Raw genomic sequence first — 23,448 nt, forward strand, 5'->3', positions numbered from 1 at the left:
TGCTAGCAGAGACAGAGGGAAATTTCCCACGGAGATGCAGAGTTGAGGTGCATGATGTTAGAGCGAATTTGCCAACTGTCCCGCGAGGCGGGGGCGGCGATCATGGCGGTGTACGACGGTGAACAACCGCTTGATGTCGCACAGAAAAAAGATGATTCACCGGTGACGGCGGCCGATCTGGCGGCGCATCACATCATCAAGCGCGGCCTGGCGGCGCTGACGCCCGAGGTGCCGCTGCTGTCGGAAGAAGATCCGCCGGCGTGGGAAGAGCGCCGCAGCTGGACGCGTTACTGGCTGGTCGATCCGCTGGACGGCACCAAAGAGTTTTTGCACCGCAACGGTGAGTTCACGGTCAATATCGCTCTGATTGAAGAGGGGCAGGCGGTGATGGGCGTAGTGTACGCGCCGGCGATAGACGTATTGTATCTGGCGGAGCGCGGCAAGGCCTGGAAAGAAGAGAAGGGCGTGCGGCAGGCGATCGGCGTCAGCAACGCGCATCCGCCGCTGGTGGTGGTGAGCCGCTCGCATATCGACGACGAGCTGAAAGATTATCTGCAGCAGCTGGGCGAGCACCAGACCGTGTCCGTCGGCTCCTCGCTGAAGTTTTGCCTGGTGGCGGAAGGCAAGGCGCAGCTCTATCCGCGCTTCGGGCCGACCAACATTTGGGATACCGCCGCAGGGCATGCGGTGGCGGTGGCCGCCGGGGCGCAAATTCACGATTGGCAGGGCAAGCCGTTGCTCTATACCCCGCGTGAATCCTTCCTCAACCCCGGCTTCCGGGTGTCGCTGTTCTGAGTTAGTTCGCCAACAGCTGGTGCAGCTTGGACATCACCTGCTGCACCTCTTCCGGCGTCAGCGCGCCGTCTTTGGCAAACTGAATGCGCCCTTGCTTATCCAGCACCACGATGGCGGAGCCTTTCGGCTGCAGATCCCAGGCCTTGCGCACGTTACCGTCGCTGTCGACGATAAACTGCGACCACGGGAACTCCTTCTTGCTGTCTTCAATGCTGCTGCGCACAAACATCGCGGTGCCCATCAGGGCATCGTCGGTGTTGACGATTGTCGTCGTTTGGTAACGATCGTGTGGTAGCTTCGCCTTCTTGATCGCTTCAATCAGTGGGTCGTTCATGTCTTTGGCGGAGCTGCGGCCGGCAATATGTTGTATCACTCGCACTTTTCCACTGAGCTGCGCGCTGTTCCAGTTCTGGTAGCTAAAATTACCTTCAGCGTAATTGAGCTCTCCTTTGTCGCTGACGCCGACCGGCGCCACGCGCTGCTGGAGCTGGAAGTTGTGCGCGGAAGCGAAAAGCGGGGCGAGCAGCAGGGATACCATCAGCATGCGACTTGTTTTCATGCTTTCTCCTTGTAATGGGGGAAATTTGTGCGACAGCACTTCGACAGCCTAAAGCATAGGATGTGATAAGAGGTCTGTCCTGTTAACCGGATCGCAGATTTTCCCTTGGTTCGCTAATCATCAGATTTTGAAGGGATATCCTGAAAACGTTATAAATTATCATATACAATTCTGTCAAAAAGTGTAAATCCAGTGCAGATCACCGGGCAGAAGTGAACGATCTGGTCTTTACTGGGTCTACTACATGCAATCAAGTTGCGTTCTGAATTTCGAGGCTGCCACCTTTGGCGGCTCGCTGAGCGCATGGATCAACGGGAGGAGCGTAAAAGAATGAGAATCTTCCAGCGTTATAACCCTTTGAAAGTGGCGAAGTACGTTAAGACCCTGTTTCGCGGAAGGCTGTATATCAAGGACGTGGGCGCATTTGAATTCGACGAGGGGAAAATCCTGCCGCCGAAGATTCGCGACAAGCGCCATTTCAGCGTGATGTCTGAAGTGAACCGTCAGGTGCTGCTGCTGCAGGCCGAGATGGGGTGAACACCTCGCTGACAGCGGTAAAAAAATGCGGCCCCGATGGGGCCGCTGATGTTTTTGTCTTATCGCCGTCAAGCTACGGGGTGTCTTCCGGCGCTTTCGGCAGCACCGCCGCCGGTTTGTCGCTCAGCCGGGTGACCAGCAACTGGTCTATCTTGTAGCTGTCGATATCCACCACTTCGAACTTGTAGCCGGCGTATTTGACGAAGTCGGTGCGTTTCGGGATCTTGCGCAGCATATACATCATAAAGCCGCCGATGGTCTCGTAGTTGCCCGCCTGCGGGAACTCGTCGATATCCAGCACGCGCATCACGTCGTCGATCGGCGTGCCGCCCTCAATCAGCCATGAGCTTTCGTCGCGCGCCACGATCTGCTCTTCCTGGCCCTGGCCGACCAGATCGCCCATCAGCGTGGTCATCACGTCATTGAGGGTGATGATGCCCACCACCAACGCATATTCATTGAGGATCACCGCGAAGTCTTCGCCGGCGGTCTTGAAGCTTTCCAGCGCTTCGGACAGCGTCAGCGTATCCGGCACGATCAGCGCCGAGCGGATCTGCACGCCGCTGCTCAGCACCAGACTCTGGTTGCCCAGCACGCGGTTCAGCAGGTCTTTGGAATCGACGTAGCCGACCACCTGATCGATATGGCCGTCGCACACCAGGAACTTGGAGTGCGGATGGGTCGAGACCTTCTCCTTGATGCTCTCTTCGCTTTCGCGCAGGTCGAAGTACACCACGCTTTCGCGCGAGGTCATCGAAGACGGCACGGTGCGCGATTCCAGTTCGAACACGTTTTCAATCAGCTCATGCTCCTGCTTGCGCAGCACGCCCGCCAGGGCGCCGGCTTCCACCACCGCGTAGATGTCGTCGGAGGTGATGTCGTCCTTGCGCACCATCGGCAGCTTGAACATACGGAAGATCAGGTTGGCCATGCCGTTGAAGAACCACACCAGCGGGCGGAAGATCATGATGGAGAAACGCATCGGGTTGATGATCCGGACGGCGACCGTCTCTGGTGCAATCATACCGATGCGCTTCGGGGTCAAATCGGCGAACAGGATAAACAGGCTGGTCACCAGCACGAAGGAGCAGATGAAGCTGACCTGTTCCGCCAGTTCGGGCGACAGGAAACGATCGAACAACACCTTGAAGGTGGGAGAGAAAGCCGCGTCGCCGACGATACCGCCGAGGATGGCCACGGCGTTCAGGCCGATCTGCACCACGGTGAAGAAGATGCCTGGGGTTTCTTGCAGTTTAAGCACTCTGGCGGCGTTGACGTTGCCTTCGTCCGCCATCAGCTTCAGTTTGATCTTGCGCGAGGCGGCCAGAGAGATTTCCGACAGTGAGAAGAACGCACTCACCGCGATCAGAAAAAGAATCAGTAAAATACTGTTTAACATAATCTATCCATACGTGCCGACGGGATGCCGGCGCTCTTGAGGAAGGGTAGTACATAGCAAAAAAAGCAGCGATAACAACCAGAAGGGAAGCTATCGGGCCGCAGAAGCGGCCCGCACAGTATAGCAGTTGCCCCATAGGGGCCGCCAGCGGTTAAAAAAGTGCCGCCGGCCGGCATCGGATCAGCCCTGCGGCGGCAGGCAAACGCCGATGCCGCCCAGCCCGCAGTAGCCTTCCGGGTTTTTGAACAGGTACTGCTGATGATCGTCTTCCGCGTAATAGAACGGCAGCGCCGGCGCGATCTCGGTAGTGATGACGCGCTTGTCGCCCGCCGCCTCCATCGCCTGCTGGAAGCGCTGCAGGCTGCTTTCCGCCTCGGCCTGCTGCTCCGGGCTCAGCGTATAAATCGCCGAGCGGTACTGGGTGCCGACGTCGCCGCCCTGGCGCATGCCCTGTGCCGGATCGTGATTTTCCCAGAACACCTGCAGCAGCTGTTTGTAGCTGACGACCTGCGGATCGAACACCACGCGCACCACTTCGGCGTGGCCGGTCTGGCCGCTGCACACTTCGCGGTAGGTCGGGTTCGGCGTGTAGCCGCCGCTGTAGCCGGCGGCGGTGCTGTAGACGCCCGGCTGCTGCCAGAACAGGCGCTCAACGCCCCAGAAACAGCCCATGGCGAAGATCGCCACCTCCATGCCTGCCGGCACCTGGGTCATCGAGTGTTCGGTGACCACGTTGAGCGTTGCGACAGGCATTGGCGTGGTGCGGCCAGGCAGCGCGCTTGCCTTATCGACGGTTTGTGATTTATCAAAAAATGGCACCACGGTTGACTCCTGTTGTCACAGTAAGAATTGACCCTACATGGGGGCGGTTCGGTTGTATCTCACCGCGTCTTTGCCCACAATAAGTGGCAAGTTGAGTTTATGTATAAGCTTAACGCAGTATTTTGAGCGCCAAAAGTGAAGAATTCGCCTGTTGCGCGGTGGTGGCAAGCGCGGCGGGCGGCGTCCGGAACAAGGTTGAAGAGGGCTGCCGTCATGATAGCGCGGAGTCTGCCCTGGCCCCGGAGCGAACACCATAACAGGAAAGTAAAATCAATAAGGAGAACACGTGCCAAAGTACCCGGTCATGTGCTTGATATCTGTGTTGCTTGCGGCACCTGCGGCCTATGCGGCCAACGTGCGCTTGCAGGTGGAGGGGTTAAGCGGAGAGTTGGAAAAAAACGTCCGGGTGCGGCTGTCGTCGATCACGCCTGAAGAGGTCGGCACCGACGGGCGCTTCCGCGCGCGGGTGGATGAGGCGGTGCGCCAGGGGCTGCGCGCGCTCGGTTATTACCAGCCGACCATCGAGTTTACGCTGGACGATCGGCCGGGGATGTCGCGCCCGGTGCTGCACGCCAAGGTCAATCCGGGCGAACCGGTGCGTATCGCCGGCGCCAACATCGTGCTGGAAGGCGGCGCGAAGACCGATGAGGACTACCTGGCGCTGGTGAAGAAGGGGCGGCCGACCATCGGCGAGATCCTCAACCACGGCAAGTATGACAGTTTCAAAGGCTCGCTCACCGGCCTGGCGCTGCGCAAAGGCTACTTCGACGCCGACATGACCAAAAGCCAACTCGGCGTGGTCGAAGATCTGCACAAGGCGTTTTGGGATATCGATTTCAACAGCGGCGAACGTTACCGCTTCGGCAAGGTGAAATTCACCGGTTCGCAAATCCGCGAAGACTATCTGCAAAATCTGGTGCCCTTTCATCAGGGGGATTACTACAGTTCGGAGGATTTGGCCGAGCTGAACCGCCGTTTGTCCGCCACCAACTGGTTCAACTCGGTGGTGGTGTCCCCTGATTTCAACGATGCCAAAGAGAACAAGATTTTGCCGTTGGACGCGCTGGTGACGCCGCGCACGCGCAACACCGTCGAAACCGGTATCGGCTACTCCACCGACGTCGGCCCGCGGGTGAAAGGCACCTGGAAAAAGCCCTGGCTCAACGATCGCGGGCATAGCCTGGAAACCAGCGCCAGCGTGTCGGCGCCGGAGCAGCAGCTGGATCTGACCTACAAGATCCCGTTGCTGAAGAACCCGCTGGAGCAGTATTACCTGCTGCAGGGCGGCCTCAAGAACGTCGATCTTAACGACACCAAGTCCGTCACCTCCAAAGTGGTGGCCTCGCGCAACTGGGATCTTTCCAGCGGCTGGCAGCGGGCGATCAACCTGACCTGGCGCTGGGATAACTTTACCCAGGGTAACGTCAGCAACACCACCATGCTGCTGTATCCCGGCGTCAGCTTCAGCCGCACCCGTTCGCGCGGCGGTCTGATGCCGACCTGGGGCGACAGCCAGCGCTACTCTATCGACGTGTCCGACACCTCCTGGGGCTCCGGCGTGGACTTTGCGCTGATGCAGGCGCAGAACGTCTGGATCCGCACCCTGGCCGACAAGCATCGTTTTGTGGCGCGCGGGCAGGTGGGCTGGATAGAAACCAACGACTTCGACAAGGTGCCGCCGGATCTGCGCTTCTTCGCCGGCGGTGACCGCAGCATTCGCGGCTACAAGTACAAAGACATCTCGCCGCGCGGTGACGACGGCAAGCTGACCGGCGCCTCCAAGATGCTGACCGGCTCGCTGGAGTACCAATACAACGTGACCGGCAAATGGTGGGGGGCGATGTTCGTCGACTCCGGTGAAGCGGTGAACGATATCAAGAAGAGCAACTTCAAGACCGGCGCCGGCGTAGGCGTGCGCTGGCAGTCGCCGGTGGGACCGGTGAAGCTGGATATCGCCGCGCCCGTGGGGGACAAGGACACCCACGGGATGCAGTTCTACATCGGTTTGGGGCCTGAACTATGAGCCTGGTTAAAAAGATTTGTCTCGGATTTCTGGTCGTTCTGCTGTTGCTGATCGGCGGCCTGGCCTTCCTGATAGGCACCACCACCGGTTTGCATATGGTCATCAACGGCGCGGCGCGCTGGGTGCCGGGGCTGGAGATCGCCGGCGTCAGCGGCGGCTGGCGCGATCTGACGCTGAAGGGCGTGAAGTATCAGATGCCGGGCGTGACGGTTAACGCCGGGCAGTTCCATCTGTCGCTCGATCTCTCCTGCTTTAAGCGCAGCTCGCTGTGCGTCAACGCCTTGACCGCCCAGGATGTGGACGTGGCGGTGAACACCAAAGAGATGGCGCCTTCCGCGCCGGTGGAGGAGAGCAGTGAGCCGACCACCAATCTCAGCACGCCTTACCCGATCACGCTGCGCCTGTTGGCGTTGAACAACGTCAAGGTCACCGTCGACGACACCGCCATCTCGCTGGCCGAGTTCCGCACCGGCGCGCAGTGGCAAGAGCGCGCGCTGACGCTGATGCCGACCAAGATCGGCTCGCTGCTGATCGCCTTGCCGAAAACCCCGCAAAACCCGTTGCCGGAAGCGGTGCAGCCGGCGGTCGAGGTGGCGAAAAAGGTCGGCGAACAGGTTACCGACGCGGCGAAGCCGGCGCCGCAGCCGGAAGAGAAGCCGCTGGGCGAAACGCTGAAGGAACTGTTCGCCAAACCGCTGTTGCCGGATCTGCCGGACATCCGCCTGCCGCTGGATATCACCGTCAAAGAGATCAGCGGCGAGCAGCTGCGCTTGACCGGCGATACCGACGTGCTGATCACGAGCCTGTTGCTGCAGGCCAGCACGCAGGATCAACATATCCAGCTGGACAACTTCGACGTGAAGTCGCCACAGGGCACGCTGTCGCTGCAGGGGCAGGCAACGCTGACCGGCGACTGGCCGGTGTCCCTGAGCGCCAACAGCGCGCTGAACATCGAACCGCTGAAGGGCGAGAAGGTGAAGCTGAACGTCGGCGGCGGGCTGCGTGACGAGCTGAAGGTGGCGCTGAACCTGTCCGGCCCGGTCGGCGCCCAGCTCGATGTGCAAACCCGGCTGGCCGAAGCCGGCCTGCCGCTGGCGCTGACGTTGCAGAGCAAGCAGCTGAAATGGCCGCTGAGCGGCGAGGCGCAGTATCAGGTCAACGATTTCCGCCTGCGCTTTAACGGCAAGGCGACCGACTACGCGCTGTCGACGCGCGCCAATCTGAAAGGCCAGGATCTGCCGCCGGCGGTGCTGACGCTGGACGGCAAAGGCAACGTCGAGCAGTTCAAGCTGGAGCGCCTGCGGCTGGCGGCGCTGCAGGGCAATACCGATCTCACCGCGCTGGTGGACTGGAGCAAGGCCATCAGCTGGAACTCGCAATTGACGCTGAGCGGCATCAATACCGCCAAGCAGTGGCCGGAATGGCCGGCGAAACTCGACGGCAAGATCACCACGCGCGGCAGCCTGCACGGCGGCAGCTGGCAGCTGCAGGTGCCGGTGCTGCAGTTGGACGGCAACGTGAAGCAGAACAAGGTCACGGCGCGCGGTACGCTGAGCGGCAACGCCGCCGGGCAGTGGAAAATCCCCGGCATCGATCTGGCGCTGGGGCGTAACCAACTGAACGTCAAAGGGCAACTGGACGAGAAGAGCTGGAACCTGGACGCCAACATCGACGCGCCGCGTCTGGACGGCGCGCTGCCGGGCCTGGGCGGCACCGCCAAAGGGCTGCTGAAGCTGCGCGGCAATCTGCAGGCGCCGCAGCTGCTGGCGGATTTGACCGCTTCCGGCCTGCAGTGGCAGGCGCTGCGCATCAACCGCGTGAAAATAGACGGCGACGTGCGCTCCACGGATCAGATCCAGGGGCAGTTGGCGGTACGCGTCGAGCAGCTGAAGCAGGATGCGCTGGAGGTCAGCCTGCTGACCCTCGACGCCAAGGGCAGCGAGAAGCAGCACCAGCTGCAGCTGAAGATCGACGGCAAACCGGTCTCCGGCCAGCTGGCGCTGCAGGGCAGCTTCGATCGCCAGCAGCAGCGCTGGCGCGGCAATCTGAACAACACCCGCTTCGATACGCCGGTCGGGGAATGGCGCCTGACGCGCGCCATCGCGCTGGACTACCTGAACACCGAGCAGAAAATCAGCGTCGGGCCGCACTGTTGGCAGAACCCGAACGCCGAGCTGTGCGTGCCTAAGACCATTGAAGCCGGCCAGAGCGGCCAGGCCAGCGTGGTGCTCAACCGGTTCGATCTGGCGATGATCAAGCCGTTCCTCGGCCCGGAAACTGCCCTGAGCGGGGTGTTCACCGGCCGGGCCGATGTCAGCTGGAAACCGGGCGGCGCGCTGCCGGAGGCGAAAGTCACGCTGGCCGGCAACGGCGTCAAAGTGGTGCAGCAGGTGCAGGGCAACGCGCTGCCGATCGCCTTCGACATGCTGACCCTCAACGCCGGCCTGAACAACGGTCGCGCGCTGGCCGACTGGCGGATCAAGCTGACCAACAACGGCCAGTTCGACGGCAATATCCAGGTGGCGGATCCGCAGGTGCGGCGCACCATCAGCGGCAACGTCAATATCACCAACATCTCACTGGCGCTGATCAACCCGGCGCTGATGAAGGGCGAAAGCGCGGCGGGCATGCTGAACGCCAACCTGCGCCTGGGCGGCAGCGCGCAGAAGCCGCTGGTGTTCGGGCGCCTGGCGTTGGATCGGGCGAAGGTGCAGGGGCACTGGATGCCGTTCGATATGACCGACGCGCGGCTGGCGGTGAATTTCAACGGCATGACTTCGACGTTGGAAGGGCTGCTCAGCACCACGCGCGGCCAGCTGAATCTGGCGGGCGACGCCGACTGGCGTGACATCAACGCCTGGCGTGCGCGCATTGCCGCCAAGGGCGATAAGCTGCGGGTGACGGTGCCGCCGATGATCCGCATCGACGTGTCGCCGGATCTGGTGTTCGAAGCCACGCCGCAGCTGTTCTCGCTCAACGGCAAGGTCGACATTCCGTGGGCGCGCATCACGGTGCAGGAGCTGCCGGAAAGCGCGGTGGGCGTCTCTTCCGACGAGGTGATGCTGGACGACCAGCTGAAGCCGATTCAACCGAAGACCGCCTCGATCCCGATCAACAGCAATCTGATGATCCACGTCGGCAACGACGTGCGGCTGGACGCTTTTGGTCTGAAAGCCCGCCTGAAGGGCGACCTGAAGGTGGTGCAGGACAAGAAAGGGCTGGGCCTCAACGGCCAGATTGACATCCCTTCCGGCCGCTTCCATGCTTATGGTCAGGATTTGATCGTGCGTAAAGGGCAGCTGATGTTCTCCGGCCCGCCGGATCAGCCGCTGCTGAATATCGAGGCGATCCGCAACCCGGAATCCACCGAGGACGATGTGACCGCCGGCGTGCGCGTGACCGGCCTGGCGGATGCGCCGAAGCTGGAAGTGTTCTCCGATCCGGCCAAATCGCAACAGGAAGCCCTGTCTTATCTGCTGCGCGGCCAGGGCTTGAGCAGCTCCGGCGCCGACGGCAACGCCATGACCTCGATGTTAATCGGCATGGGGGTTGCACAAAGTGGTCAACTTGTGGGTAAAATCGGCGAGGCATTCGGCGTAAGTAATTTGGCTCTGGACACTCAGGGGGTTGGCGACAGTTCCCAGGTTGTCGTGAGCGGCTATGTTCTCCCAGGCTTACAAGTAAAATATGGGGTGGGCATCTTCGACTCCTTGGCCACGCTGACGTTGCGTTATCGCCTGATGCCTAAGTTGTATCTTGAAGCGGTGTCTGGTCTCGACCAGGCATTAGATTTGCTCTATCAGTTTGAGTTTTAGCGATGCGAATAATTGTCTACGGCAGTTTACGGCGCAAACAGGGAAACAGCCATTGGATGACCAACGCCCAATGGCTCGGCGAGCACGAGCTCGAAGGCTATCAGATTTATAATCTGGGCCATTACCCGGCGGCGATCCCTGGAGAGGGCACGATACATTGCGAAGTGTATCGTATTAACTCATCGATTCTGGCAGAGCTGGACGAACTGAAAAGCAACACCAAGGACTATAAGCGCGAACTGATTCAGACGCCTTATGGGAGTGCGTGGATCTACCTGTACAAACACAGCGTGGACGGTTACCCGCGAATTACCAGCGGCGACTGGCTGAAACGTCTCGACGATCAGTAATAAAAAAACACCGCTCATTGAGCGGTGTTTTTTCATCGGACGGCGGCAGGCATTACTTCTTGGCGGCGCGTTCGAACGAGGCGATGATTTCCGCTTTAGCCGCGGCAGCGTCTGCCCAGCCTTCCACTTTCACCCATTTGCCTTTTTCCAGATCTTTGTAGTGCTCGAAGAAGTGAGCGATCTGGGCTTTCAGCAGTTCCGGCAGGTCGTTCACGTCTTTCACGTGATCGTACTCTTTGGTCAGCTTGCTGTGCGGTACCGCAACCAGCTTGGCGTCTTCACCGGCTTCGTCGGTCATCTTCAGCACGCCAACCGGACGGCAGCGGATCACGGAGCCCGGCTGCAGCGGGTATGGGGTTGGGACCAGCACGTCAACCGGGTCGCCGTCCAGAGACAGGGTGTGGTTGATGTAGCCGTAGTTGCACGGGTAGAACATCGCGGTGGACATGAAACGGTCAACGAACAGCGCGCCGGTTTCTTTGTCGATTTCGTATTTGATTGGATCGGCGTTGGCCGGGATTTCGATTACTACGTAGATGTCTTCCGGCAGGTCTTTGCCAGCAGGGACCAGATTCAAGCTCATGTCGGTTTCCTTTAATCATCAAACCAGAAATGGAGTGGCGGCTATTATAGCGGACTCTTTTGCGATTTCCTGCCCTTTTCATCGTCGAAAACCCAGTGCGCTGGCGCACGGAGAATTTCCAGATTAATCCCGCCGCGGCATGAAGTTTTGCCTCCGCCTGCCGATAACTTCAACAAACAATAATGAGCCAGCAAAGCTGGCTCCGCGTTTTGCCGCCCCTACTACGTCTGATCTCACTATTCTGAAGCCGGGAAGAACTCATGCTAAAAAAGATTACGGTGAAGGCTGGGCTGATCGCCCTGCTGAGCCTGATGACCATGCTGCTGATCATGGTCAGCGTTATTGGCGTCAACGCGATTAACGAAGGATCGCGCTCGATCCATACCTTAAACCAGATCCTCGGCGAAGAGCTGGGCTCGCTGGCCAACAGCTCCAACCTGACGCTGCGCGCCAGAACCGCCGCCTCGCTGGCGGTGCGCCAACGGGAGATCGGCCAGACTGATGTCTCCGACGCCACCGTGGGCCGCATCTACGGTTACCTTGAGCAGTCGAACAAGGAAATGGCGCGCTTTGTCGGCGTCGGCACCGTGACCGAGCGCGGCCGCGAACTCTCCAACCGCCTGCAAAACAGCTACCGCGCCTATCTGGATCAGGGCGTGAAGCCGATGGCCGCCGCCATCAAGGCCGGCAAAATCGATGAGTATTATCATATTCAGGAAACGCGCATCTCCGCGTTGAGCATCGCGTTCGAAAAGGATCTCAGCGATTTCCGCAGCTTCGCCATGAAGCTCGGCGCGCAGCAGGTGTATGACGCGGAAAGCAACGCCAGCACCAAGATCTCGCTGATCGTGGTGGCGGGCCTGCTCAGCGTGCTGCTGGCGGTGCTGGCCTGGTTCGCGCTGCGGGTGATCATTCTGCGCCCGCTGGACGAATCCATCGCGCAGTTGGAACACATCGCCGGCGGCGATCTGACCCACGAGATCCGCGGCGAGGGCGATACCGAGATGGGCCGCCTGGTGCGGGCGATGCAGCGTATGCAGCAGGCGCTGGCCAGTTCGGTCAGCAAAGTGCGCGACGCCAGCAGCCAGATTGACACCGGTTCACGCGAACTGGCGGCCGGCAACCTGCATCTGGCGCAGCGCACCGAAGAATCGGCCGCTTCGCTGGAAGAAACCGCCGCCAGCATGGAACAGCTGACCTCGACGGTGAAAATGAACGCCGAGAACTGCGAACAGGCCAACCAGCTGGCGCTGAGCGTGTCCGATATCGCCAACCAGGGCAGCGAGGTGGTCAGCCAGGTGATGAGCAAGATGCAGGCGATCACCGACAGCTCGCGCCGCATCGCCGACATCATCAGCGTGATGGACGGCATCGCCTTCCAGACCAATATCCTGGCGCTGAACGCGGCGGTGGAAGCGGCGCGCGCCGGCGAACAGGGCCGAGGTTTTGCGGTAGTGGCCGGTGAAGTGCGCAATCTGGCGCAGCGCAGCGCCCAGTCGGCGAAAGAGATCAAAGGGTTGATCGAAGCGTCGCAGAACCGGGTGCAGGAAGGCGAGCAGATGGTGGAGTCGGCGGCGCAGACCATGAGCGGCATCACCGGCGAAGTGGGCCGGGTGACGGCGTTGATGCGTGAGATCTCGGCGGCGACGCGCGAACAAAGCAGCGGTATCGAACAGGTGAACCTGGCGGTGGCGCAGATGGATCAGGTGGCGCAGCAGAATGCGGCACTGGTGGAAGAGTCGGCGGCGGCGACGCGCTCGCTGGAAGATCAAGCTCAGCTGCTGGCGCAGAGCATGGCGGCGTTCAAGCTGTAAGGCGATAAGGGTTCGGCGCGGCGCCGAACCCTTGCAAAGAACGCGTTACTCGTCCGGGTTTTCGGCGATGAAGCGTTCCGCGTCTTCTACCATCGACTTGGTGCCGACGAAGAATGGCGCGCGCTGGTGCAGTTTCACCGGCGTGATGTCCAGAATGCGGTTTTTGCCGTCGCTGGCCTTACCGCCGGCCTGTTCGGCCAGGAACGCCATCGGGTTGCATTCGTACAGCAGGCGCAGCTTGCCTTGCGGGTGGCTGGCGGTGCTTGGGTAGATGTAGATGCCGCCTTTCAGCAGGTTGCGGTGGAAGTCCGCCACCAGAGAACCGATGTAGCGCGAGGTGTAAGGGCGCTGCGTCGCTTCATCCTGCTCCTGGCAGTACTTGATGTATTTCTTCACGCCGAGAGGGAACTTGATGTAGTTGCCTTCGTTGATGGAATACATGTTGCCGCTCGCCGGGAAACGTACTTTCTCGTGAGAGAGACAGAACACGCCCAGAGACGGATCGTAAGTGAAGGCGTGGACGCCGTAACCGGTGGTGTACACCAGCATGGTGGACGAACCGTAAACCACATAACCCGCTGCGACCTGGGCGCTACCCGGCTGCAGGAAGTCTTCTTCGGTCACCGGCGTGCCGACCGGCGTGATGCGACGGTAGATAGAGAAAATCGTACCGACCGAGACGTTGACATCGATGTTGGACGAACCGTCCAACGGGTCCATCAAAACGACATACTTGGCATTTTCAGCTCGCTCGCCGTCGAATATCACGATTTCATCTTCTTCTTCGGAAGCGATACCCGCAACTTCACCACGTGCTTTCAACGCCGCTTTCAGTTTTTCGTTCGCGTACAGGTCCAGTTTCATCTGAACTTCGCCCTGTACGTTGGACACCCCGCTGGTTCCCAGAATATCAACCAGGCCGGCCTTGTTGATGTCGCGGTGGATGATTTTGGCGCCCAGTTTAATTGCAGAAAGTAACGCGGTCAGCTCGCCGGTGGCGTGAGAGAAGTCGTGCTGTTTCTCGACGATAAATTCGCCTAACGTTTTCATGACACAATCCCTGAATCTACGGATGGATAGCGGCCTGTTAACAAACCGCCAACGTTTTCGCGTGCAGTGTAGCCCAAAGATGCGCGCTATTCATAGGCAAATCCATTTCTTCTGGACGATTCTGAGCGTTAGAATATGCCGACATTCGATGCACTCACATGAGAAACCTATGCGCATTCACATTCTTGGGATCTGTGGCACCTTTATGGGCGGGCTGGCGATGCTGGCGCGTTCATTGGGGCATGACGTCACCGGTTCGGACGCCAACGTCTATCCGCCGATGAGCACGCTGCTGGAGAACCAGGGGATCGATCTTATTCAGGGTTATGATCCAGCCCAGTTGGATCCGGCGCCGGATCTGGTGATCATCGGCAACGCCATGACGCGCGGCAACCCGTGCGTGGAGGCGGTACTGGAACGTGGCATCCCTTACGTTTCCGGCCCGCAGTGGCTGCACGACGCCGTGTTGCGCGATCGCTGGGTACTGGCGGTCGCCGGCACCCACGGCAAAACCACCACCGCCGGCATGGCGACCTGGATCCTCGAAGCCTGCGGCTACCAGCCGGGCTTCGTCATCGGCGGCGTGCCGGGCAACTTCGACGTCTCGGCTCGCCTCGGCGGCAGCCCGTTCTTCGTGATCGAGGCCGACGAGTATGACTGCGCGTTCTTCGACAAGCGCTCCAAGTTCGTGCACTACAGCCCGCGCACGCTGATCATGAACAACCTGGAGTTCGACCACGCCGATATCTTCGACGATCTGAAAGCCATTCAGAAACAATTCCACCACCTGGTGCGCCTGGTGCCGGGCAAAGGCAAGATCATCCTACCGGACAACGACAGCCACCTGAAGCAGGTGATGGCGATGGGCTGCTGGAGCGAACAGGAGCTGGTAGGCGAAGAGGGCACCTGGCGCGCGCAGAAGCTGACGCCGGACGCCAGTCATTACGCGGTGTTCCTCGACGGCGAGCAGGTCGGCGAAGTGAACTGGGCGCTGGTGGGCGAGCACAACATGCATAACGGCCTGATGGCCATCGCGGCGACCCGTCACGTCGGCGTGCAGCCGGCGGATGCCTGCCGCGCCTTGGGCGACTTCATCAACGCCCGCCGCCGCCTGGAGCTGCGTGGCGAGGCCAACGGCGTCACGGTTTACGACGACTTCGCGCACCACCCGACGGCGATCCTCGCTACCCTGGCCGCGCTGCGCGGCAAGGTCGGCGGCACGGCGCGCATTCTGGCGGTGCTGGAGCCGCGCTCCAACACCATGAAAATGGGCATCAGCAAAAACGATCTGGCGCCTTCGCTCGGCCGCGCCGACGAGGTGTTTCTGTTCCAGCCGCACCACATTCCGTGGCAGGTGGCGGAGGTGGCGGATGCCTGCGTGCAGCCGGCGCACTGGAGCGCGGATCTCGACACGCTGGTGGACATGGTGGTGAAAACCGCACAGCCGGGCGATCACATTCTGGTGATGAGCAACGGCGGCTTCGGCGGCATTCACGACCGTCTGCTGGACGCGCTGGCGAAAAAGCAGGAACCGAAAGTCACCTACTGATCGCTCAGCCGCATCAGCCACATCAAGGGCCGCATTCGCGGCCTTTTTTACGCCCATAAAAAAGCCCTCGCGAGCGAGGGCAACGGGGTTCGTCGGATAGGACGACGAGAGGGTCTCTGGGAAATCGGCGTTTGCGTCAGAACTCGGCAGTGGCAGTGACGAGGGTAATCAGCTCTGCAAAGCCGTTCCCAGAGTTGTTATTTGTAAATCTCGGCGGTGGCGTGGTAGTTGCCTTCGTTACGCGCTTCGATCACGCGGTAGGCGGTCGCGCCTTTCGCGTCGGCTTTCTCCGACAACGCCTGGCGAATGTCGGTCGGCGCGCCGTCGATGCCGCTGACGGTGATGGTGCCGATAGATTGCAGATTGGCGGTCTGATCGTTAGTCACCAGTTGGGCGGCGGAGGCGCCGAAGGAGATGACAGACAGCAGGCCGAATGCAGCGAGAGTAGTTTTCATGTTCATGATAGCGATCCTTGGTCATAACAGCCTGGAAGGGCTTGGCAGCGATTTTTATTCTTGAAGGCCGTTATGACAGCGTTTGATTCCAGAGATGTATTGCCCGTTGCCGGGTAATGCCGGTACTTATTTGTAGATTTCAGCGGTTGCGTGGAAGCTGCCGTCATTGCGGGCTTCGATTACGCGGTAAGCGGTCGCCCCTTTGGCGTCGGCTTTGTCGGACAGCGCCTGGCGGATGTCGGAAGGCGCAGCGGCGACGCCGCTCACGGTGATTACACCGGCCGGCTGCAGTTTTGCGGCCTGAGTTGCATCAATAGATTGTGCTGCGAATGCGCCAAAGGAAAGCATGGACAGAACGCTCAGGGTTGCAACGGTAGCTTTAATTTTCATCATCTCACCTCATCGTATTCTTTTATCAGTTCCAACGAACTGTGATTCAGTTCACGAAAATGAGTATACAGCTAGTAACGCGAAAAATTAATAGTTCGCTAACAGTTGCTAGTGAAACTTTAACCTTATGATCCTTATTTTTTATAACTGTAAGGAATAAAAAACGCTCACAAAACGATCTTTTGATGTTAAATTTATGTAGTTTCAATAAGGTAAGTGCTTTTGACCAAAAGTGCGGAAGATCACAGTGGGTACTGCTGGTTACATGGAGATGTCATGGAAATGTGTTGCTGAGGGATAAAAAAGCAGTGTTAAACGCGGTTGAAGACGGGAAAGGTAACGTGAGAGTTAAAGAAGCGCTAACAAAGTGCGGGCTAAAGCCGCACTTTGTTAGCGCCAGGTTTCACAGCTCTTGCTCGAACACGCCCAGAATAGCCTCATGCAGTTTCTGAGCGGTAAAGCCGTTGGACGGGGTGACGAAAATCGTGTCGTCGCCGGCAATCGTGCCGAGGATGCCCTGGGATTTCCCCAATGAGTCGAGCAGGCGGGCGATCAGCTGCGCGGCGCCCGGGCTGGTGTGGATCACCACGACGGCGTCGTTATGGTCGACGTCCAGCACCAGATTCTTCAATGGGCTGGTGGTGGTCGGCACACCGAGTTCGGCAGGAAGGCAATACACCATTTCCATTTTGGCATTGCGCGTACGTACCGCGCCGAACTTGGTCAGCATGCGCGATACTTTGGATTGGTTAATGTTTTCGAAGCCTTCTTCTTGCAGCGCCAAAACGATCTCGCCTTGAGAACTGAATTTTTCTTCTTTCAATAACGCTTTGAACGTCTTGATCAGATCTTCCTGTTTTGCGGGATTACGCATTTTGCACCGTGGAATGTTGATAGTGGAAGTCATGATTATGCATATAGATGAATTTTTATGCAACAAAGGCCGACCCAAAGAAAATAAGCATGACCGGGCGGCGAGGAAAGGGCGGCATTTTAACAAAATCCGGCCGCGATGAATATGCCCTTTTGGCGACGGAAAATCGGCCCACAGTGGTAAATAAAATGTTATTAAAATGATGTTGTTCTGATGTTGCGTAAGGGTGTAATGTAACGGCCGGTTAACTTGCTCGTGAATAACCTCGCACTATTTTTGATTAGTGTGCGCTATGCCCTTCATGCGTAAGCGATTTAATCTAAAATGGGCGCGACAGCGGCCGTTTTATTACACCTGCAGGCAAGAATTGGCTAATTTATTGTTTTGAAAGGTGTAATGACTTAAGGTCCGTAACCAACACATTCACGGCGCTTTATATATTTAAGATAATAAAGGAGTATAGGATGAAAGTTGCAGTTCTCGGTGCTGCTGGCGGTATCGGCCAGGCCCTCGCCCTTCTACTCAAAACCCAGCTTCCTTCAGGTTCTGAACTCTCTCTCTACGACATTGCCCCCGTTACCCCAGGCGTTGCCGTCGACTTAAGCCACATCCCAACCGCAGTTAAAATCAAAGGCTTCAGCGGCGAAGACGCGACCCCGGCTCTGCAAGGTGCGGACGTGGTGCTGATTTCCGCCGGCGTGGCCCGTAAGCCAGGCATGGATCGCTCTGATCTGTTCAACGTTAACGCCGGCATTGTGCGTAACCTGATTGAACAAGTGGCGAAAACCTGCCCGAAAGCCTGCATCGGCATCATCACCAACCCGGTTAACACTACGGTCGCCATCGCGGCGGAAGTGCTGAAAAAAGCCGGCGTTTACGACAAGAACAAACTGTTCGGCGTGACTTCGCTGGATATCATCCGTTCCAACACCTTCGTGGCCGAGCTGAAAGGCAAGCAGCCGGAAGAGCTGAACGTGCCGGTCATCGGCGGCCACTCCGGCGTGACCATCCTGCCTCTGCTGTCGCAGATCCCAGGCGTGAGCTTCACCGATCAGGAAGTGGCGGATCTGACCAAGCGCATTCAAAACGCCGGCACCGAAGTGGTGGAAGCCAAAGCCGGCGGCGGGTCTGCGACGCTGTCCATGGGTCAGGCGGCCGCCCGTTTCGGTCTGTCTCTGGTGCGTGCGCTGCAGGGCGAGAAAGGCGTTGTGGAATGCGCTTACGTTGAAGGCGACGGCAAATACGCTCGTTTCTTCGCACAGCCGCTGGTGCTGGGCAAGAACGGCGTTGAAGAGCGCAAGGATATCGGCACCCTGAGCGCCTTCGAGCAGAAAGCGCTGAACGAGATGCTGGACGTGCTGCACAAAGATATCGAACTGGGCGAGAAGTTCATCAATAACTGATCGACGCCGATAGTCAGCCGATAAACGCCGCCGGACGCTGTTCCGGCGGTTTTTTTTGCTCCGCGTTCACGATTTGATGCGCGCCTTGCGATCCAGCAGGCAATCGCTGTGCGGATCGTAATAGCGGCTTGGCCAGATCTCCGAAGGGTGGACGCCTATCGCTTCGGCGATCAGCCATTCCCCCTTCGGCCACGGGCGCGACAGCGCGTTGGCCAGCGTCGATGAGCTTAACCCGGCCTTGCGCGACACTGCCGCCAGCGTGGTGCCCTGCTTGCGTAGCGCCGCGATGATATCTGCCGGATGCCAATCTGGGTTCCTTGAATTCATGTTTACATTCCTTTTCTGATTAGCCAAAGTTGCGTTAGTGGTATAACTAACGGGTCAAGGTTAAGCGCATGAACAACGTGAAACGCTTATTCGGAAACCAGAATACCATTAAATTTCCTAAAAAATACCCAAGTAATTTCCAAAAAATGACGTTGCCCACTATTGCCCAGAGATGATGGCTATGAAAAAAGAGTGGTTTGCCGCCAAGGAACTGACAGGCATCGCAGGATTACCTTCCTCACCACAGGGAATCAATCTGATGGCCCGGCGCGAAGGCTGGATCAGCCGCAGGCGTAAAGGCGTGCAGGGAAAAGCGTTGGAGTACTATATCGACAGCCTGCCTTCAGACGTGCGTAACCTGCTGGTGTTGAAGGAAGACGGGGCGGCATATGACGTAGAGCGTCAGGATCCGCTGGCGGTCTGGATCGAGTATTACTACCATTTGACGGAAAGCGAGCGCGAGAAAATGGTGGCTTTCCTGATGCGGGAAGGGATCGGCGGCCTGCTGGCGCGTATCGACGAAGAGAGCAATACCTAGGCAGGCCCGCGTACGCGGGCCTGATGGTTTTTAAGAAATATTGATTTCTTAAAAGTCGCGTTGCACCGCCAGATGGGCCAGGCCCTCCAGCGCCGTGCGGTGCTCCGATGCCGGCAATGCCTGCAGCGCGGCGATCGCCTTGTCGGCCTCTTCCTCGGCGCGTTTGCGGGTGTATTCCAGCGAACCGCATTGCTGCATCGCCTGCAGCACCGGCTCCAACAGGTGACGGCCGTTGCCTTGCTCAATCGCGCCGCGGATCATGTCACGCTGGGCGTCGTCGCCGTTGTGCATCGCGTGCAGCAGCGGTAGGGTCGGTTTCCCTTCGTTCAGATCGTCGCCGGTGTTTTTGCCCAGGGTGCTGCCGTCGGCGCTGTAGTCGAGCAGATCGTCGATCAGCTGGAAAGCGGTGCCGAGGTAGCGGCCATAGTCTTGCAGCGCCCGTTCTTGCTCAGCGCTGGCGCCGGACAGGATCGCCGACGATTGCGCCGCCGCCTCAAACAGACGGGCGGTTTTGCTGTAGATCACCCGCATATAGCTTTCTTCGCTGATGTCGGGATCGTGCACGTTCATCAACTGCAGCACTTCACCTTCGGCGATGACGTTGACCGCTTCCGACATCAGCGCCAGCACGCGCAGGGATTCCAGGCTGGTCATCATCTGGAAGGCGCGGGTGTAGATAAAGTCGCCGACCAGCACGCTGGCGGCGTTGCCGAACGCCGCGTTGGCGGTGGCTTTGCCGCGGCGCATGTCCGATTCGTCGACGACGTCGTCATGCAGCAGCGTGGCGGTATGGATGAATTCGATCAGGGCGGCCACGGTGACGTGCTTGCTGCCTTCATAGCCCAATGCCCGCGCCGCCAGGACGGCGATCATCGGCCGGATGCGCTTACCGCCACCGCTGATAATGTAATAGCCAAGCTGATTGATGAGCGTGACATCGGAATTCAGCTGTTCGAGAATTGTTGCGTTCACGGCCGCCATATCTTGCGCGGTTAACTCGGTAATTTGCTCTAGGTTCATTGTATTTTTTTCAGCTGTGTTTCTCTTCACCGCGTTGAGATCGCTGCTCACATCGGTACATGGCGGTAACTGTCCCTATGATTGTACTTGAAAAACGGTTCAGATAAACGCCACGAAAGAAACTGCGCTTTTTTTCTTCTTTTTTCTTGTTCTGGTCTTATTCTGCTCTTGTCATGCGCTGCTTTTTTGCGTAGAATTCGCGCCCTATTGTGAATATTTATAGCGCGCTCTGAACTAACACAGTCGGGCACGCGGAAAGCGGAGTTTTATATGTACGCGGTTTTCCAAAGTGGTGGTAAACAACACCGAGTAAGCGAAGGTCAGACCGTTCGCTTGGAAAAGCTGGACATCGCAACTGGTGAAGCGGTTGAGTTTGACCAGATTCTGATGATCGCTAATGGCGAAGATATCAAAATCGGCGTTCCTTTCGTCGATGGCGGCAAGATCAAAGCTGAAGTCGTTGCTCACGGTCGTGGCGAGAAAATTAAAATCGTTAAGTTTCGTCGTCGTAAACACCACCGTAAGCAGCAGGGCCACCGTCAGTGGTTCACTGACGTTAAAATCACCGGCATCAGCGCTTAAGTTAGGAGAGCGGATTAATGGCACACAAAAAGGCTGGCGGCTCGACTCGTAACGGTCGCGATTCAGAAGCTAAACGTCTGGGCGTAAAACGCTTTGGCGGCGAAGCAGTACTGGCAGGCAGCATCATCGTTCGTCAGCGCGGCACCAAATTCCACGCTGGTACCAACGTGGGTTGCGGCAAAGACCACACTCTGTTTGCTTTGAAAGACGGTAAAGTCAAATTCGAAGTTAAAGGCCCGAGCAATCGTAAATTCATCAGCATCGAAGCTGAATAATTTTTCGAGCCTTACGAAATAGATGTAAGCCCCGCAATTCGTTGCGGGGCTTTTTACATTTATGGGTTGCCTGAGGGCAGGCCCGTCAGCGTTGGCGAAGGTGATATGGATACGAAGCAGCAGGTCGGCGTTGGCATTTCTCTGGCGTTAACCACGGCGGTTTGCTGGGGCGCGTTGCCGATTGCGATGAAAGAAGTGTTGGTGGTGATGGAGCCGTTTACCGTTGTCTGGTATCGCTTTACCATGGCCGCCATCGGTTTGGGCGCGATCCTCGCGGTGCGCGGCAAGCTGCCGCCGCTGACGATGTTCCGCCAGCCGCGTTGGCTGCTGCTGTTGGCGATCGCGACGGCGGGGCTGCTGGGCAACTTTGTGTTCTTCAGTTCCTCGCTGCAATACCTGAGCCCGACGGCGTCGCAGGTGATTGGCCAGCTGTCGCCGGTCGGCATGATGTTCGCCAGCGTGCTGATTTTAAAAGAACGCATGCGCGTCACCCAGGTCATTGGCGCCCTGATGCTGATTTGCGGACTGATGCTGTTTTTCAACGTCAGTCTGATAGAGATCTTCACCCGGCTGACGGACTACACGCTGGGCGTCATGCTGGGCGTGTGCGCGGCGATGGTCTGGGTGAGCTATGGCGTGGCGCAGAAGGTGTTGCTGCGCCGGCTGGCTTCGCCGCAGATCCTGGTTATGTTGTACACTTTATGTGCGATGGCGTTGTTCCCTCTGGCCAAGCCCGAGGTGATTTTCCAGCTGAGCGGCTGGCAATTGGCGTGTTTGCTGTTTTGCGGCGCCAATACGCTGATCGGCTACGGCGCGCTGGCAGAGGCGATGGCGCGTTGGCAGGCGGCGCAGGTAAGCGCGTTGGTGACGCTGACCCCGCTGTTTACCCTGCTGTTTTCAGATTTATTGGCGTTGGCCTGGCCCCAGGCATTCGCCGCGCCGACGCTGAACATTGTCGGCTATGTCGGTGCGTTTGTGGTTGTGGCGGGCGCTATGTTTTCCGCAATTGGTCACCGGTGGTGGCCGCGACGGGCAGAACCCCCCCTGGTTGCTCCTTTGAAGCAGCCCGGTGAATGATTTACGGAGACGGTAAATGAAGTTTGTAGATGAAGCAGCGATTCTGGTCGTTGCAGGCGACGGCGGCAACGGATGCGTCAGCTTCCGCCGCGAAAAATATATCCCCAACGGCGGGCCTGACGGCGGCGACGGCGGCGACGGCGGCGACGTCTACCTGCTGGCGGACGAGAACCTCAACACTCTTATCGACTATCGCTTTGAGAAGTCTTTCCGCGCCGAGCGCGGCCAGAATGGCCAGAGCCGCGACTGTACCGGTAAACGCGGTAAAGACGTCATCATCAAGGTGCCGGTCGGCACGCGCGTGAAGGATCAGGGCACCGGCGAGATCCTCGGCGACATGACCCGCCACGAGCAGAAGCTGATGGTCGCCAAAGGCGGCTGGCACGGCCTGGGCAACACCCGTTTCAAATCTTCGGTTAACCGTGCACCGCGTCAGAAGACGCTGGGTACCGCTGGCGAAGCGCGCGACCTGTTGCTGGAGCTGTTGCTGCTGGCCGATGTAGGCATGCTGGGGCTGCCGAACGCCGGTAAATCGACCTTCATTCGCGCGGTGTCCGCCGCCAAGCCGAAGGTGGCCGATTATCCGTTCACTACGCTGGTGCCGAGCCTGGGCGTGGTGCGTATGGACCACGAGCAGAGCTTTGTGGTCGCCGACATTCCGGGGCTGATCGAGGGCGCCTCCGAAGGCGCTGGCCTGGGCATTCGCTTCCTGAAACACCTGGAGCGTTGCCGCGTGCTGCTGCACCTGGTGGACATCGCGCCGATCGACGAATCCGATCCGGTGGAGAACGCCAAAGTCATCATCAACGAGTTGAACCAATACAGCGAAAATCTGGCGCAGAAGCCTCGCTGGCTGGTGTTCAACAAAATTGATGTGATTGGTGAGGAAGAAGCCGCCGAACGCGCCAAGGCGATTGTGGAAGGCATGGGCTGGGAAGGGAAGTACTACATGATCTCCGCCGCCAACCGCGAAGGCGTCAACGCGCTGTGCTGGGACGTGATGAACTTCATCAACACCCAGCCGAAAGCGATGGCGATCGAAGAAAGCGCACCGGAAAAAGTCGAATTCATGTGGGATGACTACCACCGCGAGCAAATCGCGGAAGTGGAAGCCGAAGCGGAAGATGACTGGGATGACGACTGGGACGAAGACGACGACGAAGGCGTCGAAATCATTTACCAGAAGTAATTCGGTGATAAGGGGCTCAGCA

23 protein-coding genes are annotated in these 23,448 nt (G+C 58.7%); 13 read left to right on the top strand and 10 right to left on the bottom strand.

The window, feature by feature from the left end; translation table 11 throughout:
- The first annotated feature begins 54 nt into the window (after window positions 1–54).
- Window positions 55–795 (top strand): 3'(2'),5'-bisphosphate nucleotidase CysQ, encoded by a 741-nt coding sequence (gene cysQ / locus ACK3CV_RS02295; RefSeq protein WP_033638653.1) that lies wholly within the window; start codon window positions 55–57, stop codon window positions 793–795.
- Between the two features lies 1 nt (window position 796).
- Here the strand turns inward: cysQ and ACK3CV_RS02300 are convergent, their stop codons facing one another.
- A complete protein-coding gene (locus ACK3CV_RS02300) occupies window positions 797–1,354 on the bottom strand; it encodes a YtfJ family protein (RefSeq protein WP_033636799.1) in 558 nt (185 codons plus the stop codon).
- A 330-nt stretch (window positions 1,355–1,684) separates the two neighbouring features.
- Here ACK3CV_RS02300 and ACK3CV_RS02305 point away from each other — a divergent pair, with 330 nt between their 5' ends.
- On the top strand, window positions 1,685–1,891 hold the full coding sequence (locus ACK3CV_RS02305; protein ID WP_033636801.1) for a DUF1107 domain-containing protein: 207 nt from the start codon (window positions 1,685–1,687) through the stop codon (window positions 1,889–1,891).
- 73 nt (window positions 1,892–1,964) lie between these two features.
- Here the strand turns inward: ACK3CV_RS02305 and paeA are convergent, their stop codons facing one another.
- Together paeA and msrA are read right to left on the bottom strand one after the other, a co-directional pair.
- Window positions 1,965–3,290, bottom strand: a complete 1,326-nt coding sequence (gene paeA, locus ACK3CV_RS02310; protein ID WP_033636802.1) for a polyamine export protein PaeA — start codon at window positions 3,288–3,290, stop codon at window positions 1,965–1,967.
- Between the two features lie 180 nt (window positions 3,291–3,470).
- Window positions 3,471–4,112: a peptide-methionine (S)-S-oxide reductase MsrA gene (gene msrA, locus ACK3CV_RS02315; protein WP_033648689.1), complete on the bottom strand. Its 642-nt coding sequence runs from the start codon at window positions 4,110–4,112 to the stop codon at window positions 3,471–3,473.
- A gap of 304 nt (window positions 4,113–4,416) precedes the next feature.
- Here msrA and tamA point away from each other — a divergent pair, with 304 nt between their 5' ends.
- The 3 genes from tamA to ACK3CV_RS02330 are packed head-to-tail and all read left to right on the top strand — an operon-like array spanning window position 4,417 to window position 10,300.
- On the top strand, window positions 4,417–6,135 hold the full coding sequence (gene tamA, locus ACK3CV_RS02320; protein WP_204280380.1) for an autotransporter assembly complex protein TamA: 1,719 nt from the start codon (window positions 4,417–4,419) through the stop codon (window positions 6,133–6,135).
- Window positions 6,132–9,950: an autotransporter assembly complex protein TamB gene (tamB, locus tag ACK3CV_RS02325; protein WP_164141521.1), complete on the top strand. Its 3,819-nt coding sequence runs from the start codon at window positions 6,132–6,134 to the stop codon at window positions 9,948–9,950. Before tamA ends, tamB begins: the two co-directional genes overlap by 4 nt.
- A gap of 2 nt (window positions 9,951–9,952) precedes the next feature.
- The gene (locus tag ACK3CV_RS02330; RefSeq protein WP_033636808.1) at window positions 9,953–10,300 is read left to right on the top strand and encodes a gamma-glutamylcyclotransferase family protein; all 348 of its coding nucleotides are present in this window, start codon (window positions 9,953–9,955) and stop codon (window positions 10,298–10,300) included.
- A 52-nt stretch (window positions 10,301–10,352) separates the two neighbouring features.
- Here ACK3CV_RS02330 and ppa read toward each other — a convergent pair whose 3' ends face one another.
- Complete coding sequence (gene ppa / locus ACK3CV_RS02335; RefSeq protein WP_004933594.1) at window positions 10,353–10,883, bottom strand: inorganic diphosphatase; 531 nt, start codon at window positions 10,881–10,883, stop codon at window positions 10,353–10,355.
- Between the two features lie 260 nt (window positions 10,884–11,143).
- Here ppa and ACK3CV_RS02340 point away from each other — a divergent pair, with 260 nt between their 5' ends.
- A complete protein-coding gene (locus ACK3CV_RS02340; protein WP_033636809.1) occupies window positions 11,144–12,697 on the top strand; it encodes a methyl-accepting chemotaxis protein in 1,554 nt (517 codons plus the stop codon).
- 45 nt (window positions 12,698–12,742) lie between these two features.
- On the opposite strand, the gene fbp is transcribed toward ACK3CV_RS02340, so the two are convergent.
- Complete coding sequence (gene fbp, locus ACK3CV_RS02345) at window positions 12,743–13,747, bottom strand: class 1 fructose-bisphosphatase (RefSeq protein WP_004933587.1); 1,005 nt, start codon at window positions 13,745–13,747, stop codon at window positions 12,743–12,745.
- 169 nt (window positions 13,748–13,916) lie between these two features.
- On the opposite strand from fbp, the gene mpl reads away from it, so the two are divergent.
- Window positions 13,917–15,296 (top strand): UDP-N-acetylmuramate:L-alanyl-gamma-D-glutamyl-meso-diaminopimelate ligase, encoded by a 1,380-nt coding sequence (mpl, locus tag ACK3CV_RS02350; RefSeq protein WP_033636810.1) that lies wholly within the window; start codon window positions 13,917–13,919, stop codon window positions 15,294–15,296.
- A 197-nt stretch (window positions 15,297–15,493) separates the two neighbouring features.
- Here mpl and yhcN (ACK3CV_RS02355) read toward each other — a convergent pair whose 3' ends face one another.
- The 3 genes from yhcN (ACK3CV_RS02355) to argR all read right to left on the bottom strand — a co-directional run bounded on the left by yhcN (ACK3CV_RS02355) (window position 15,494) and on the right by argR (window position 17,015).
- The gene (gene yhcN / locus ACK3CV_RS02355; RefSeq protein WP_033638654.1) at window positions 15,494–15,757 is read right to left on the bottom strand and encodes a peroxide/acid stress response protein YhcN; all 264 of its coding nucleotides are present in this window, start codon (window positions 15,755–15,757) and stop codon (window positions 15,494–15,496) included.
- Between the two features lie 120 nt (window positions 15,758–15,877).
- Window positions 15,878–16,141: a peroxide/acid stress response protein YhcN gene (gene yhcN, locus ACK3CV_RS02360; RefSeq protein WP_033638655.1), complete on the bottom strand. Its 264-nt coding sequence runs from the start codon at window positions 16,139–16,141 to the stop codon at window positions 15,878–15,880.
- A gap of 403 nt (window positions 16,142–16,544) precedes the next feature.
- The gene (argR, locus tag ACK3CV_RS02365) at window positions 16,545–17,015 is read right to left on the bottom strand and encodes a transcriptional regulator ArgR (RefSeq protein WP_004933572.1); all 471 of its coding nucleotides are present in this window, start codon (window positions 17,013–17,015) and stop codon (window positions 16,545–16,547) included.
- 464 nt (window positions 17,016–17,479) lie between these two features.
- Between argR and mdh the strand changes: the two genes are divergently transcribed.
- Window positions 17,480–18,418 (top strand): malate dehydrogenase, encoded by a 939-nt coding sequence (gene mdh, locus ACK3CV_RS02370; protein WP_033636811.1) that lies wholly within the window; start codon window positions 17,480–17,482, stop codon window positions 18,416–18,418.
- A 66-nt stretch (window positions 18,419–18,484) separates the two neighbouring features.
- Here mdh and ACK3CV_RS02375 read toward each other — a convergent pair whose 3' ends face one another.
- A complete protein-coding gene (locus tag ACK3CV_RS02375; protein WP_033636812.1) occupies window positions 18,485–18,745 on the bottom strand; it encodes a helix-turn-helix domain-containing protein in 261 nt (86 codons plus the stop codon).
- Between the two features lie 181 nt (window positions 18,746–18,926).
- Between ACK3CV_RS02375 and ACK3CV_RS02380 the strand changes: the two genes are divergently transcribed.
- Window positions 18,927–19,283: a DNA-binding protein gene (locus ACK3CV_RS02380; protein ID WP_033636813.1), complete on the top strand. Its 357-nt coding sequence runs from the start codon at window positions 18,927–18,929 to the stop codon at window positions 19,281–19,283.
- Window positions 19,284–19,331: 48 nt separating this feature from the next.
- On the opposite strand, the gene ispB is transcribed toward ACK3CV_RS02380, so the two are convergent.
- Window positions 19,332–20,303: an octaprenyl diphosphate synthase gene (ispB, locus tag ACK3CV_RS02385; RefSeq protein ID WP_033636815.1), complete on the bottom strand. Its 972-nt coding sequence runs from the start codon at window positions 20,301–20,303 to the stop codon at window positions 19,332–19,334.
- A 270-nt stretch (window positions 20,304–20,573) separates the two neighbouring features.
- Here ispB and rplU point away from each other — a divergent pair, with 270 nt between their 5' ends.
- The 4 genes from rplU to cgtA all read left to right on the top strand — a co-directional run bounded on the left by rplU (window position 20,574) and on the right by cgtA (window position 23,426).
- On the top strand, window positions 20,574–20,885 hold the full coding sequence (rplU, locus tag ACK3CV_RS02390; RefSeq protein WP_004933561.1) for a 50S ribosomal protein L21: 312 nt from the start codon (window positions 20,574–20,576) through the stop codon (window positions 20,883–20,885).
- Window positions 20,886–20,902: 17 nt separating this feature from the next.
- On the top strand, window positions 20,903–21,160 hold the full coding sequence (gene rpmA, locus ACK3CV_RS02395; RefSeq protein WP_004933559.1) for a 50S ribosomal protein L27: 258 nt from the start codon (window positions 20,903–20,905) through the stop codon (window positions 21,158–21,160).
- 105 nt (window positions 21,161–21,265) lie between these two features.
- The gene (locus ACK3CV_RS02400) at window positions 21,266–22,237 is read left to right on the top strand and encodes a DMT family transporter (RefSeq protein WP_033636816.1); all 972 of its coding nucleotides are present in this window, start codon (window positions 21,266–21,268) and stop codon (window positions 22,235–22,237) included.
- A 16-nt stretch (window positions 22,238–22,253) separates the two neighbouring features.
- A complete protein-coding gene (gene cgtA / locus ACK3CV_RS02405; RefSeq protein ID WP_004933553.1) occupies window positions 22,254–23,426 on the top strand; it encodes an Obg family GTPase CgtA in 1,173 nt (390 codons plus the stop codon).
- Window positions 23,427–23,448 lie beyond the last annotated feature (22 nt).

This window comes from Serratia sp. TSO36, from assembly GCF_057808395.1.

Excerpts from the sequence above, each read along its gene's own strand:
- ACK3CV_RS02400 (WP_033636816.1), top strand. The coding sequence starts at position 21,266 with ATGGATACGAAGCAGCAGGTCGGCGTTGGCATTTCTCTGGCGTTAACC.
- cysQ (WP_033638653.1), top strand. The coding sequence starts at position 55 with ATGTTAGAGCGAATTTGCCAACTGTCCCGCGAGGCGGGGGCGGCGATC.
- ACK3CV_RS02380 (WP_033636813.1), top strand. The coding sequence starts at position 18,927 with ATGAAAAAAGAGTGGTTTGCCGCCAAGGAACTGACAGGCATCGCAGGA.
- ispB (WP_033636815.1), bottom strand. The coding sequence starts at position 20,303 with ATGAACCTAGAGCAAATTACCGAGTTAACCGCGCAAGATATGGCGGCC.
- ACK3CV_RS02340 (WP_033636809.1), top strand. The coding sequence starts at position 11,144 with ATGCTAAAAAAGATTACGGTGAAGGCTGGGCTGATCGCCCTGCTGAGC.
- ACK3CV_RS02330 (WP_033636808.1), top strand. The coding sequence starts at position 9,953 with ATGCGAATAATTGTCTACGGCAGTTTACGGCGCAAACAGGGAAACAGC.
- paeA (WP_033636802.1), bottom strand. The coding sequence starts at position 3,290 with ATGTTAAACAGTATTTTACTGATTCTTTTTCTGATCGCGGTGAGTGCG.
- fbp (WP_004933587.1), bottom strand. The coding sequence starts at position 13,747 with ATGAAAACGTTAGGCGAATTTATCGTCGAGAAACAGCACGACTTCTCT.
- ACK3CV_RS02375 (WP_033636812.1), bottom strand. The coding sequence starts at position 18,745 with ATGAATTCAAGGAACCCAGATTGGCATCCGGCAGATATCATCGCGGCG.
- argR (WP_004933572.1), bottom strand. The coding sequence starts at position 17,015 with ATGCGTAATCCCGCAAAACAGGAAGATCTGATCAAGACGTTCAAAGCG.
- ACK3CV_RS02300 (WP_033636799.1), bottom strand. The coding sequence starts at position 1,354 with ATGAAAACAAGTCGCATGCTGATGGTATCCCTGCTGCTCGCCCCGCTT.
- yhcN (WP_033638654.1), bottom strand. The coding sequence starts at position 15,757 with ATGAACATGAAAACTACTCTCGCTGCATTCGGCCTGCTGTCTGTCATC.
- rpmA (WP_004933559.1), top strand. The coding sequence starts at position 20,903 with ATGGCACACAAAAAGGCTGGCGGCTCGACTCGTAACGGTCGCGATTCA.
- tamA (WP_204280380.1), top strand. The coding sequence starts at position 4,417 with ATGTGCTTGATATCTGTGTTGCTTGCGGCACCTGCGGCCTATGCGGCC.
- mdh (WP_033636811.1), top strand. The coding sequence starts at position 17,480 with ATGAAAGTTGCAGTTCTCGGTGCTGCTGGCGGTATCGGCCAGGCCCTC.
- mpl (WP_033636810.1), top strand. The coding sequence starts at position 13,917 with ATGCGCATTCACATTCTTGGGATCTGTGGCACCTTTATGGGCGGGCTG.
- ACK3CV_RS02305 (WP_033636801.1), top strand. The coding sequence starts at position 1,685 with ATGAGAATCTTCCAGCGTTATAACCCTTTGAAAGTGGCGAAGTACGTT.
- cgtA (WP_004933553.1), top strand. The coding sequence starts at position 22,254 with ATGAAGTTTGTAGATGAAGCAGCGATTCTGGTCGTTGCAGGCGACGGC.
- yhcN (WP_033638655.1), bottom strand. The coding sequence starts at position 16,141 with ATGAAAATTAAAGCTACCGTTGCAACCCTGAGCGTTCTGTCCATGCTT.
- tamB (WP_164141521.1), top strand. The coding sequence starts at position 6,132 with ATGAGCCTGGTTAAAAAGATTTGTCTCGGATTTCTGGTCGTTCTGCTG.
- ppa (WP_004933594.1), bottom strand. The coding sequence starts at position 10,883 with ATGAGCTTGAATCTGGTCCCTGCTGGCAAAGACCTGCCGGAAGACATC.
- rplU (WP_004933561.1), top strand. The coding sequence starts at position 20,574 with ATGTACGCGGTTTTCCAAAGTGGTGGTAAACAACACCGAGTAAGCGAA.